This is a genomic window from Leclercia sp. M50, assembly GCF_037150775.1.
Classification (GTDB): Bacteria; Pseudomonadota; Gammaproteobacteria; order Enterobacterales; family Enterobacteriaceae; genus Enterobacter.
In genome coordinates this window covers 61,729-74,422 of record NZ_JBBCPK010000002.1, presented here as the reverse complement: position 1 = coordinate 74,422, position 12,694 = coordinate 61,729, and the positions used below count along the sequence as shown (strand labels likewise).

Sequence of the window (12,694 nt, the reverse complement as noted above, 5' to 3'; positions counted from 1 at the left end):
TTTTACTTCAGAACATACCCGTACAAACGCTTGATCCCGTCCGCATCCTTTTCGCTGTAAACGCCCTGCAGTTCCGGAGAAAAACCGGGTAACAGGTTGACGCCCTCTTCCAGCGCCAGGAAGTAACGCTGCACCGCTCCGCCCCACAGTTCGCCCGGCACCACACACAGCACCCCTGGCGGGTATGGCAACGCCCCTTCCGCCGCGATACGCCCTTCGGCTTCGCTGATGCGCACCAGCTCCACGTCACCGCGAATAAAGGCCTGGTTAGCATCCTGCGGATTCATCGCCACGGTTGGCAGGCTCTCTTTGCGGAACATCGCCTTTTGCAGATCCTTCACGTCAAAGCTGACATACAGATCGTGCATCTCCTGGCAAAGCTGACGCAGCGTGTAGTCGCGGTAGCGCACCGGATATTTGTTCCAGATGGTCGGCAGGACATCCGCCAGCGGGGTGTCATCTTCAATGTGCTGCTCAAACTGGCCCAGCATCGCCACCAGCTGCGCCATCTTCTCGGCGCTCTCCGCCGGGGTCAGCAGGAAGAGAATGGAGTTGAGATCGCACTTCTCCGGGACAATGCCTTTCTCGCGCAAGTAGTGCGCCAGAATGGTCGCCGGGATGCCAAAGTCGGTGTACTCCCCGCTTTCAGCATCGATGCCCGGCGTGGTCAGCAGCAGCTTGCACGGGTCGACAAAGTACTGCTCTTCGGCATACCCCTCAAAGCCGTGCCATTTCGCCCCCGGTTCAAAGCTGAAGAAACGCAGCTCGCTGGCAATCGCATGGGTAGGATGATCCTGCCACGGACGCCCGGCCACCACCGGCGGGATAAACGGCTTAATCATTTTACAGTTGGCGATAATCGCCTTGCGCGCTTCGATGCCCATCTCAACGCATTCGGCCCACAGCCGACGCCCGCTCTCCCCTTCGTGGATTTTGGCGTTCACGTCAAGGGCCGCAAACAGCGGATAGAACGGGCTGGTGGACGCATGCAGCATAAAGGCATTATTCAGGCGCTTATGCGGGCAGAAACGCGCCTGACCGCGGATATGGTTATCCTTTTTGTGGATCTGCGAGGTCTGGGAGAACCCGGCCTGCTGTTTGTGCACCGACTGAGTGACAAAGATCCCCGGATCGTTCTCGTTTAGCTCCAGCAGCAGCGGCGAGCTGTCGGCCATCATCGGGATAAACTGCTCGTAGCCTACCCACGCCGAGTCGAAGAGGATGTAGTCGCACAGCTGGCCGATTTTATCGATCACCTGACGGGCGTTATAGATGGTGCCGTCATAGGTGCCGAGCTGGATCACCGCCAGGCGGAACGGACGGGCTTCCAGAGCTTTTTCCGGAGCAACATCACGGATCAACTCCCGCAGGTACGCCTCGTCAAAACAGCGATCGTCGATGCCGCCAATAAAGCCAAAGGGGTTGCGCGCCGCTTCGAGGTAAACCGGCGTGGCACCAGCCTGGATCAGCGCCCCATGATGGTTGGATTTATGGTTATTGCGGTCAAACAGCACCAGATCGCCACGGGTCAGCAGCGCGTTAGTCACCACCTTGTTGGCGGCTGAAGTGCCATTAAGAACGAAATAGGTTTTGTCGGCATTGAATACTTTCGCCGCAAACTTTTGCGCATGTTTGGCAGACCCTTCATGGATCAGCAGATCGCCGAGCTTGACGTCGGCGTTGCACATATCGGCACGAAAGAGGTTCTCGCCAAAGAAATCGAAAAACTGGCGGCCGGCGGGATGCTTCTTAAAGAATGCGCCGTGCTGGTGCCCCGGACAGGCAAAGGTGCTGTTATCCATTGCTACATACTGACTAAGGGTGTCGAAAAACGGCGGCAACAGATTCTCTTCATAGCGACAGGCCGCCGCTTCCAGCTCAAGCCACTCCTGTGCCTTACCGTCGATTACCGCATCGACACCCGCAGGCGCGTCTACCGGCTCTGGTGAGAACAGATAAACAGGTAAATGAAAACCGGTGCGTTTCAGTAATGCGAGGATGCCGCTGTGGCTTTCAGCGACGGTAATGACGACTGCCGCCACATCCGTAAAATCGGTGTTATCCAGCGTCACCACTTCCCGGTGCGTGGATAAGGCGGAGGCCAGCTCACGGCTGACGGCAATTTTCATTGATTTCATAAGCGCAAATACCCGTGCAAGGCGAGAAAAAGCCCCGGACAGGGAGTCCCCCTGCCCAACGAATGTGTCTGACCGGAGTTCAGCTCCGACCGCCAGACATCAGTAAAAACAGAGCGCGTCTGGTTTTACTGCTGTCCTGCAGTGAGCCTGCGTTACCCTCACCGCATGGTGAGCGTAGAATAAGCGGTGTGGATACGGCCAGCCATTCGTACAGCGAGAGAAAGTCTGTTCATGGGCGGCCCCGTATCTGAGAGGAGAAAATTCGCGCAATAATGTCACCTTTCGCCAGGAGGCGCAAGGAGGAATCATTATGCAAAAAATAGCATTACTTTTGGCGGTTACTCACTGAAAAGAGTAATAATAATGCAATATCAATGAGTAAATAACAGGAGTTCATAGTGGTTATTGGACCATTTATCAATGCCGGAGCCGTGCTGCTCGGTGGTGTACTGGGTGCCATGCTCAGCCAGCGATTACCGGAGCGTATTCGCTCCTCCATGCCCTCAATCTTCGGTCTGGCGTCGTTAGGCATTGGCATTCTGCTGGTCATCAAATGCGCCAACCTGCCGGTAATGGTGCTGGCGACCCTGCTTGGGGCGCTGATTGGCGAGTTTTGTTATCTGGAAAAGGGTATTAATAGCGCCGTCGGCAAAGCGAAAAATTTACTCTCACGGGGTAAACAGAAAGGCGGTGGCCACGACGCATTTATCCAGAACTACGTCGCCATCATTATTCTCTTCTGCGCCAGCGGCACGGGGATATTTGGCTCAATGCAGGAAGGGATGACCGGCGATCCCAGTATCCTCATCGCCAAAGCCTTTCTCGATTTCTTTACCGCCACAATCTTTGCAACCACGCTGGGGATTGCCGTCGCCGCGATCTCTGTGCCCATGCTGCTTATCCAGCTCGTGCTTGCAACCTGCGCCACGCTGCTACTCCCGCTAACCACTCCGGCGATGATGGCTGACTTTACCGCCGTGGGCGGCCTGCTGCTGCTGGCGACGGGGCTGCGGATCTGCGGTATCAAGATGTTTGCAGTGGTGAATATGCTGCCTGCGCTGGCAATCGCCATGCCGCTCTCTGCCCTGTGGACAGCGTTTTTTGCCTGATAATGCAGCAAAGTGGCGACAGAGTGTGCGGTCAGTAGCGAAACCAACAAATTTCGTTGACGACAGAGGGTAGATCGGGTTTAATGCGCCCCGTTGCCCGGATAGCTCAGTCGGTAGAGCAGGGGATTGAAAATCCCCGTGTCCTTGGTTCGATTCCGAGTCCGGGCACCACTATTTAAAGAACCCGCCCAAAAGGCGGGTTTTTGCTTTCTGAGAGCCGGACTCTTCATCGAACGATGTTCGATTATTCGCCGCAAGCGGCTCACCCCTTCGGGGCCAGCGCGGCAAGCGCGCTGTTCAACGCCTCCGGCGTTAGTCCGAGTCCGGGCACCACTATTTAAAGAACCCGCCCAAAAGGCGGGTTTTTGCTTTTAGGTCCCTGGAGCGTTATCCCCCTTCCCTTCTAAAAGATCTTTAACCTTAAACAGACGTTGCTATATACCGCCAGCATGATGCTGACGGCATAATGTTGATTACCATAGCCGGGTTTGCTTACTGATCTCGCCCCAACGGATATACATATCGCAGGACATAATAAAATCATTATGCCATTTCCAGTAACAACGCATTATGTAATAAATGAAAAAGGGCAAATAGCAGATCAGAAAATAAATCTCAAACCAAAACTGCCATTCTGCAAGAGTAAACAGAAGCGCAACCACCGTCACCCAAATAGATTCAACGATCAGCAGCATCACCAGTTGTAGCCAGTGTGGTTTCTCATAAAACGAACGCCAGGGGATCGTGGGTGAGAAATTGAGATCAATTTCATTTAAAAAAAGATGCCCCAGAAATACGTATCTTTTTGAAATGAGCAGCGATAGCAGACTGATCGCAAAAACGATTGCACACATAACACACATTGTAATTATGGCTTCAAGGGTAAAATAAGCGCCCGAGAAATCAAATTGTTGACTATGGCGCAGCGGACCAATTACCAGCAGATTCATCAAGATACTTAAGAGCATGGTCGGTAGCATATAACGAGAGAGACTCTTCCATCTCACCTTATCCACAAATGAAATCGCGACCTGTTTGACATAGCTATTTCGAACGATGGCAAACATTCCCCAGATCATCAGCGGGACAAAGAGGGCAAGGATTATTAATACGATGCCTGGGCTAGCTAACAAAAGAAGAGTGCTGGATAATGCGCCAAATATGAAGAAAGAGATCGCAGCAGCCACAAGAGGCTTAAACATAACGATCTCCATCTTCTTATTAGTCTTGTTTTTAAAGAATGACAGGTCAATATTTTTGACAACGCATTTATATGCCCAATAGGCTTTAAGATCAAAAATAAAGTTATGGAATACCAGCGCAAAAATGCCACTAACAATCCATACATCATCACGGGAAAAGGCAAAATTAGCGTTTTTCCAGTAAAAACCCAGCAGGATCCATGTGACCAGATAGATAAAAAGCAGAATCATTCTATCCTGAAAGCGAATAAACCGTAAATAATCGGGAATCATAACAGTACTCTTAAAGTGCCAGAACTTTTCTGCAATGCAACACGCGCTCAGGATCAAACCCGGTAAAATCATTAAGCATCTGTCCAAGATAGGCTTTGTTGCTAATCTCCAGAAAAACGGTTTCAACCGGGCCGCTTAAAAAATGCATCATGCTCTCGGTCCACTTGACCCGATGGGTTAAGTGCAGGGAGAGGTTCTCTTTCATCTGCGCCGGGTCGGAGGTCGCCTGCGCCGTTACGTTCATCAGTACCTCATGCTGCGCAGGCTGGAATTCCTGAGTCGCTAAAAAGTCGCGCATTAACTGAACGCCGTCGGACATCAACCGGGTGTGCCAGGCACCACTTACACCGAGCTTCACCGGGTCGAGACCATTGTCCGCCAGCACCCTGGCAAATTCGCTTAACGCAGAAGGCGCTCCGCCGATCACCTGTTGATTGGGCGTGTTATCACAGCTAATGTCCAGTTCGATACCTGAGGAGGCAAGCATCTCGCTCAGGGTGGCATAGTCCACGCCTTTCAGCGCCAGCATGGAGCCTTTGTGCTTCGTGCTCACCTCATGCATGGTGCTGGCGCGGAAGTAAATGGTGCGAAACAGCGTTTCCAGCGAAATGGTGCCAGCAGCATACAGGGCACTGTATTCACCCACGCTATGGCCACAGGAGCCGACAATGTGCATATTTTCATATCGCTCACGGCACAGGGTATAGAGCGTCACGTTGATGGCTGTTACGGCCAACTGTTGCACTGTCGTTTGCACCAGTCGATTCATCGGGCCCTTCTGGCAGAGGCGACGCAAATCCATACCGGAAATATCGCTGGCGCAATCCCAGATATTCTTCGTGGCGACACTTTTGTCCCACACGTCACTCCCCATGCCAATAACCGGATTACCCTGCCCTGAAAAAAGGGCCACCACAGGTTGTGAAAGAGTATTCATCGCCATAACCTCGTCCTTATAAATAATATTTAAAACCTAAATAAACGCCCAGCGTGTCACCGAAGAGCGCAAATTCAGAGTCTGAGCTTCCTTGTGAGGTAAATACCCCGGTATAGGCTTCAAGCCTTTCATCAATGCTGTTTAACGGCGTGCTGTAATGCACACCTAACATGGCACTGCTGTCCATCAGGTTGACTGTCAGATAGGGCTGCAACCTGGATTGATCGTCTGACAGCAGGCTGGCCCAGGCATTGAGGTAGTGCTTGCCTTGCAACATTCCTTTGCTGCCGGTATTACTGATCTCAGATGCCATCAGGTATTTGTATGAATCAAACGCCCGGTCCACAACGCTGTATCCGGTGCGCGTATTAAGAAACGAAATGAGATCGGTCTGTTTACGCCACTGTGCGCGGGAATATCCCTCGCTCTGAAAATAATATTCCAGGCCGAGCACGCTGAAATTATCTGACGTATATTGCCCCCCCACGGCCAGCTCGACGCCCTCTTTCTGCCTGGTGCTATAGAGCGAGGAAGGAAACTGGTAATTCTCTACTTTCGCAGCGTTCTGTTCCGACAGATGCCGCCATTGTTGTTCGGCGTGGTAGGCCACTTCGGCATTAAGCACCAGCTGTGGGCTGTAGTTATAGCTGTTCGCCATCGCCAGCGAATGACGATCTCCCAGCATCAGGTTGAACGTGGGCGTATAGTCGCCGAAACGATTGTCGGTATAGCTCAACAGGTACTCTTCACTGCTGTTGCTGCGCTGATCCGCAGACCAGTTGCCCGCGGACTCATAACGTCTGTCAATATCCGCCAGCTTTGGTACCACGGTCAGCGACAGCGACCAGTCGCGGGTATCGGCTGAGAGTTTGGCCGCCCATGGCGACTCCTCATATCCCGCAGCCATCGACGGATCGTAGAGTCGTGTGGACTTAAAACTTGCCGAATAGGCGCGATGCAGCGCGGAGGGGGAACGTAATAGAAACAGCCCTGGCTTAGCTATGAGCTTACCCGCCTCCAACAGGATGCTTTCGGAGATCGTGTAAACGAAACTGAGCCGATCGATCAGCGCACGCGAACGATGATCATCCTCCTCAAATTTGCCGGGAGTATGCACAGAGTAGTAAGTCAATCCATACAGCGTGTAATCAAGGGCCAGCTTGTTATCAATCACCGAGCATCCGCCGCTGAGCTTGAGGCCGAGATTGTTAAACGTATTGTTTTGGGTATAGGGGTTTTTGCCGTTAATCCGCCAGACTAAAGCCTGCCTGTTAACGTACGAAACCTGTTCGAATAGGGTTACATCCGTGCTTTTTGCCACATCGGCGCCGGTCAAACAGTCTGCCCACAGATCGCATGACAGCATGAGCAGTAGCAGCGGTATCATATTCAGAGAGGTTCTCATTTTGCCCCTCGCTGAATATATTCCCGGGTGAAGTAGTACTCCGGTAAGGACTCCAGACGCACGTCGCTGTACTCCATCACGGAGTAGCTTTTATCGTGGCGGGCCTCCTGCACCACGATTTTCGTCGGCCGCATTTTGCCCAGCACCATCCGGAAATCCTGGTAAAGCACCTCCTTCAGTAACTTGTCATCCAGTGAGTAATACGCTGCTTTATAAGGGCGATTGTCGCCGTCCGTCTCGACGTAATACATCACCTTTGGCCAGGTTACTTCAGGGGATTTACGCGTCAGGGAGAGCTTATAACAGCGCTTATCCCCACAGGGCTCTTGCCCTAACAGCGTGGCGTCGTAGGCATATTCGAAGTTGGTGACAATCACATCACCATTGGAAATTTGTCCGATCAGCCTTTGCTGGCGCGAAACGGAGATCGGGCGACGCAGTTCAGGCGTATAGAACCATAAGTCATACCAGTCCGAGAGCAGTACCTTTCCTTTATCGCGCGGGGGATAGATGAAGCGCGCCAGTGAACGGGCATCAGCCCTGGTTTCGCCTTCAGGCTTCATAAATCGCATAGAAATATCCAGAACCTGCTTACCGTCCGGCTTTGCTACGCCATCCTTGTATTCCGTTATGGTGGTGGTATAGCGAAAAGGTTTGTTCGGCGAGCGCACTTCATCAGCCCGACGAATAATTTCCAGCGCATTGTTATCAACAGATGTTGCCAACACGCATGCTGAAAAGAGCCACAAGCCGGAAAGTGCTCGCCTGATAAGTACTGTGTTCATTTCGTATCCTTACGAAAATTTAAAAGCATCCGAAATATTGAGTCTTGATGCGCGCAAAGCCGGAAGGATTGACGCTCCCGTGGCGGTTAATATTGGCAAAACCAGGGTGATCCAGATAAGCGAAGGGCTGTTGGTTTTGATAAATGCGGTATATCCCGTCGTCTGGCCCGGTGAAGGTGGCATTTCAATACCATACAAATTGATAACCGAGGCAATAATAAGCCCCAGCGTCAGACTCCCAATCGCACCGGTGATACCCACGAAGATCCCCTCCAGGAAGAAGAGACGCGTGACGCGAAGCGGTTTTAAACCGATAGCCCTGAGTGTGGTAATTTCGCGGGTACGCTCAATGATATTCATGGTCATCGCGTTGCTAATCATAAAAATCACGATCAGGGCGACAATGAGCTTAATAAAAAAGTAGATACCGGACAGCAGCCCCTCTACCTGTTGATAAAAAAGGGAGACCTCTTTCCACTCTTTTACAATCAGGGGAAGTTGGTGACTGGCAATAAACTGGCGCAATTTCGCAGCGAAGGCGGCGCTATCGTCATCCTTCAACAGGATCAACACTTTACTTACGCCGTCTGTGCCCATAATACGCTGGGCGGTGGGCAACGGCAGCTTCATAGCGACATCATCATAATCTTTAATGCCTGACGCAAAAATGCCTCTCACTTTGAGTGATAAGGCGCCCTGCCCCCCTCTGGTATTCACCACCATGGCATCCAGCCAGTCGTCATACTTCGTATTGAGCGTTTTCGCCAACCCGCTACCCAGCGTAATTTCGTCGGCCCGGATACGCGATAAATCGCTGCCGGAGATAATTTTGTCAAAAGACCCCAGTTTTAATGCCGGTAACGCTTCAATACCCAGCCCGGAAAAATAGCTGGAGGTTTCATTCTCGTACTGCGAGATCACACCGGTAAACTCCAGCTGGCCGGAGAGGGTCGAAATATTTTCGGCCAGTTCGGGCGTCTCCAGAATGGCCTGTTTCAGCTGAGGATAATTTTCAATCAGGCTTTTATTTTTATTCGATGTCTCAAAATAATTTTGGTTGTAGATCTGCACATGGCCAATGTTGGTGCGGATCGTCTGCTCTTTCAGGATCCAGAATGAATAGTCGATGAATCCGCCATACAGAAAAATCGACACGCCGCCCAGCACAATCGCGGCAATCGTCGAAAAAGAGCGACGCTTGTGGCGAAAAAGATTTAAAAATGCAAACTTCACATCCCGGAAGCGAAACAGCACGCACCCGAGGACGAAGAGCAGAATCAGCGCAACGATGATGTTGATGAATAAAACTTCCCTGGACATTTAGTTCCCTTTTACCATCGGTATTAATACCTGCGTGACTTCATTCATATCCCAAATCGGTGCAGTGTCAGAAATCAGCAAATCTGCTGCACCGGGGTTTTGCTGCCTGAGCTGCGCCAGAACCTCGTTGGCCTTTTGCGGCTCCTGACAGTCCTTCAGCGCGCGATAGCGCATAGCGTTTATATGCTCGATCAGCCCTGTATTGAATGCCGGGCGCTGTTCCAGCATGATCGCCGTATCCTTAAGCGTCACCACGCAGCGACCACTCCCTGCCGTATAGGCGTCTACCCGGGCGCGTAAGTAGCGCACAAGCAAATTATCCTCATGACTATCAACCGCCTCGTCGAGATAGAAAAAACCGGTCCTGGCATATTCATAGGCATGGATAAAGTCATTGGCAGTCGAATAATGTTCCGCCAGACGCAGGATGCCGTAAGCGTAAAAAATCAGTGATGTGACGTTTTTATTCGCTACATACTCCGCGAATAACTCATCATTCATTTTTGCCAACGCCTCAGGATGTGCCGGAAAACCGCTCTGCATAATTTTTTCTACTGTCGGAACGGTGGAAGCCAGCGTCGAACCGCTGAATATTGCACAGAGCAGGCACCAGCACAGAGTCAAATAATTACGCTTCAGACGCATTAACCAGCTCTCCATCTTTGATTTCAACCACCCTGTTTGCGCGCTCTTTTAACTGGCTTGAGTGCGTTGAAATAATGAACGTAGTACGGGTTTCCTGGTTAATTTTCAGCATCAAATCCAGAATCGCCTCGCCCGTTGCCAGATCGAGATTCCCGGTGGGCTCATCGGCAATAACAACCTGTGGCTCATGAGCCAACGCCCTGGCAATCGCCACGCGCTGTTGCTGCCCGCCCGACAGTTGCCCCGGTTTGCGATCCATAAAGCTGGCCAGCCCAACACTATCAAGAAAATGCAGCGCCCTCTCTTTCGCCTCTTTTTTAGTGAAGTGACCATTTAACACGAGCGGAAAAAAAACGTTATCGAACGCATTTAATACCGGCATCAGATTAAAGAACTGAAAAATAAAGCCAAGATGTTTGCCACGGATGACCGACAGTTGCTCCTCTGGCATTGTATTCAGCAATTTTTTCAGAAACATCACGGTTCCGGCAGTTGGTTTATCAATGCCGGAGAGAACGTTTAATAATGTGCTTTTACCGCTACCGGAAGGGCCACAAAGCGCCAGAAACTCCCCTTTCGCTATCTCAAGATTAATATCTTTCAGCGCTTCCACCTTTCCCTCGCCGGTGCCATAACTTTTGTAAATGTTATTTAATGAAATAGTCGGGAGTTCTTTAATTATTCCACTCATCGCGCTGTCGTTACTCCTTACAAAATTCAATATCGAAATAGCTGTAGCCAGCAAGGCGATCGGGAATGATGGTTCGTAATTTTCCCGCCTTAAGAGGATGCCGGTTCAGATATTCAAAACTCAGCGCAGGGGTCAAACAACCGCTGTTGCCGTAGATATCAACGAGATCGAGCGTGTCAGTTTTTGGTATGTCTGACCGGATCAGTAGATCTTTACGCAGGCCGGCGTAAGCGAAATGGTCAATTTCGCCTGTGCGCTCAATTTTGTCGGCCATAACGTATTCATTTCCGCTTACCCGGATATCGCTTTTATGCTGACTGAAAATAAAGCAACCTGTACGTTCCACCGTTAAGTTGACGTTATCTGTACTCTTTGCGCGGGCTGGCAGGCGCGTATGTTCGCTACCTTCGTCAGAAAAAACGAGCGATAACACCGAGCGGTACGCGGCACATATCACCACGTAATCAAACACGTCCCAGTGCAAATAATCCTGCGCTACACGCATTGCCTGGGTAAAGGCCTGTTTCTCGCCGCGAATTTTGCAGGTCGGCTCCCCGATCGCAAACTTTTTCACCAGATTCTTTGGCAGCGTATCGATCATTGAGATGTGCAAAGCGCTGTCGGTATTCTCAAACAGGCCAGACTCGCCCCAGGAATCTGCATAGATAAATGCTGTACGGGACTTCAACAGCTTCACACGTTCTTTAGGCGAGAGGGATTGCAGAGCATTGTCGCCGACCTTCTCAATCGCTTCGATGTAATCGCTGTATTTTGGATTACGGATCATCTCTCCGGGATAGATCTCCGGATCGGTTCCAAAACGTTTAAACCCCCAGCCTGCAGCATGGGTGTTTTGCAATCCCTGATGATACAGATTGACTTCCCGGACATTTAACCAGCTGGGCTGGTAGAAATAAAACTTGTCGTCTGGCTCGATAAGCGCAAATGAGGATAAATACATCTTACTCTTCCTTTTTATTTACCGAGCTGCGTCATCACTGCGCTAATAATAGAACCATCGACGCCTACACCTGTTTTTAAAAGGTGTTTTTTATCATGTTTTATGACACCGCAATCGACCAGCAGATACGGTGCCATAACATCGATAATCGTGTCGTTGCTCACCGCAGAAATAAGCTCATTATGGGTCAGTGAATGATGGCCAATAATTAAATCAACAATCCCTGAACCCGTAGGGGTATATCCCACCTGTCCTTTCCAGGCAAGAACGGGGATAACATGGCCATCGGTAAACATGCCTATTGCATTTGCTTCCGCTTTATCACTGATTGAAGAGCCGTTAGCATGAGGAATAATGGCACACAGGTCGTGCGGACTAATACCAGCATTTTTAATCGCTTTCTGCATAACTTTAAACATACTGGTACTGAGCCAGGTAATGTCGTTGCTTCTGCGCGCGCTAATCTGTGTATAGGCCGTTTGCAGACGGATGCCCTCCTCCACGCCTCTGGCCCGACGATGACTGGCGCTTTCCAGAAGGAGAGCGCTAAATCCCTCGGAAAAGAGTACGCCTTTACTGTTTTCACCAAATGGCTGAACCAGATGGCTGTCCAGCATAGACTGGGTTTCAAGAAACCAGATATCCTGCGTGGTAATTTGGGAGCAATTAACCACCAGTACTAAATCAACCCCACCATGCTCAATAGCCTGACAACCAAGATGAATCGCCGTCAACGATGAATTACTGGTGCAGTTCATATTGGGCGGTAAATATCGTAAGTGGTATTTACGTGCAACGTTGCCAGAAAACATATCCTGCGACATATTTGCTGCATTCAACTTCGCCAGCGATTTAACGAAAACAATATCTTCAACGTCGCTCTTATTATAAAGAGAATTAAAATGAATGGCGTCTACGCGTGGGCCAATGCCGGTCAGGTAGACACGAACATTGTCGCCCGCCAGGCATTGCGTACTCAGCATTGCCTGGTCGAGCGTTTTTTCAATCAGGGTATAAACCTGTTCTAATGCGCGCTCTTTTAAGTGTTCCAGCCTGCCGACATATTTGTTACTGTTAAAACCACATTTAATCGCTTCTTCATCAGATGCAAACCAGGGTTTTCTGTCAACACGCGCCCCTTGCTTTAGACGTTTAATTAACTGCGTACTGTCTTCAGCAAAAGACAAACAAGAGCTGAAACCTGAAATAATAGCGGCATTATCCACAG

At 50.5% G+C, this 12,694-nt stretch carries 11 protein-coding genes and 1 tRNA gene; 2 read left to right on the top strand and 10 right to left on the bottom strand.

The window, feature by feature from the left end; genetic code table 11:
• Positions 1-2: 2 nt before the first annotated feature.
• Complete coding sequence (locus WFM46_RS00800; protein ID WP_156655215.1) at positions 3-2,138, bottom strand: ornithine decarboxylase; 2,136 nt, start codon at positions 2,136-2,138, stop codon at positions 3-5.
• A gap of 398 nt (positions 2,139-2,536) precedes the next feature.
• On the opposite strand from WFM46_RS00800, the gene WFM46_RS00795 reads away from it, so the two are divergent.
• Together WFM46_RS00795 and WFM46_RS00790 are read left to right on the top strand one after the other, a co-directional pair.
• On the top strand, positions 2,537-3,247 hold the full coding sequence (locus WFM46_RS00795; RefSeq protein WP_103176940.1) for a DUF554 domain-containing protein: 711 nt from the start codon (positions 2,537-2,539) through the stop codon (positions 3,245-3,247).
• Positions 3,248-3,342: 95 nt separating this feature from the next.
• Positions 3,343-3,418, top strand: a tRNA-Phe gene (locus WFM46_RS00790).
• Between the two features lie 302 nt (positions 3,419-3,720).
• Here the strand turns inward: WFM46_RS00790 and WFM46_RS00785 are convergent.
• From WFM46_RS00785 to WFM46_RS00745, 9 genes are read right to left on the bottom strand one after another with little or no spacing between them, the layout of a single operon-like run.
• A complete protein-coding gene (locus WFM46_RS00785) occupies positions 3,721-4,722 on the bottom strand; it encodes a hypothetical protein (RefSeq protein WP_336996905.1) in 1,002 nt (333 codons plus the stop codon).
• A 10-nt stretch (positions 4,723-4,732) separates the two neighbouring features.
• Positions 4,733-5,665 (bottom strand): acyltransferase domain-containing protein, encoded by a 933-nt coding sequence (locus WFM46_RS00780; RefSeq protein ID WP_180209612.1) that lies wholly within the window; start codon positions 5,663-5,665, stop codon positions 4,733-4,735.
• A gap of 10 nt (positions 5,666-5,675) precedes the next feature.
• A complete protein-coding gene (locus tag WFM46_RS00775) occupies positions 5,676-7,064 on the bottom strand; it encodes a hypothetical protein (RefSeq protein ID WP_336996904.1) in 1,389 nt (462 codons plus the stop codon).
• On the bottom strand, positions 7,061-7,849 hold the full coding sequence (locus WFM46_RS00770) for an outer membrane lipoprotein-sorting protein (protein ID WP_180209614.1): 789 nt from the start codon (positions 7,847-7,849) through the stop codon (positions 7,061-7,063). The genes WFM46_RS00775 and WFM46_RS00770 overlap by 4 nt, the downstream gene beginning before the upstream one ends.
• Before the next feature lie 9 nt (positions 7,850-7,858).
• On the bottom strand, positions 7,859-9,169 hold the full coding sequence (locus tag WFM46_RS00765) for an FtsX-like permease family protein (protein WP_180209615.1): 1,311 nt from the start codon (positions 9,167-9,169) through the stop codon (positions 7,859-7,861).
• Positions 9,170-9,814, bottom strand: a complete 645-nt coding sequence (locus WFM46_RS00760; RefSeq protein WP_336996903.1) for a hypothetical protein — start codon at positions 9,812-9,814, stop codon at positions 9,170-9,172.
• The gene (locus WFM46_RS00755) at positions 9,798-10,505 is read right to left on the bottom strand and encodes an ABC transporter ATP-binding protein (RefSeq protein ID WP_336996902.1); all 708 of its coding nucleotides are present in this window, start codon (positions 10,503-10,505) and stop codon (positions 9,798-9,800) included. Before WFM46_RS00755 ends, WFM46_RS00760 begins: the two co-directional genes overlap by 17 nt.
• Positions 10,506-10,515: 10 nt before the next feature.
• Complete coding sequence (locus tag WFM46_RS00750) at positions 10,516-11,466, bottom strand: ATP-binding protein (RefSeq protein WP_180209618.1); 951 nt, start codon at positions 11,464-11,466, stop codon at positions 10,516-10,518.
• 14 nt (positions 11,467-11,480) lie between these two features.
• On the bottom strand, positions 11,481-12,692 hold the full coding sequence (locus tag WFM46_RS00745; RefSeq protein WP_336996901.1) for a beta-ketoacyl synthase: 1,212 nt from the start codon (positions 12,690-12,692) through the stop codon (positions 11,481-11,483).
• Positions 12,693-12,694: the final 2 nt, after the last annotated feature.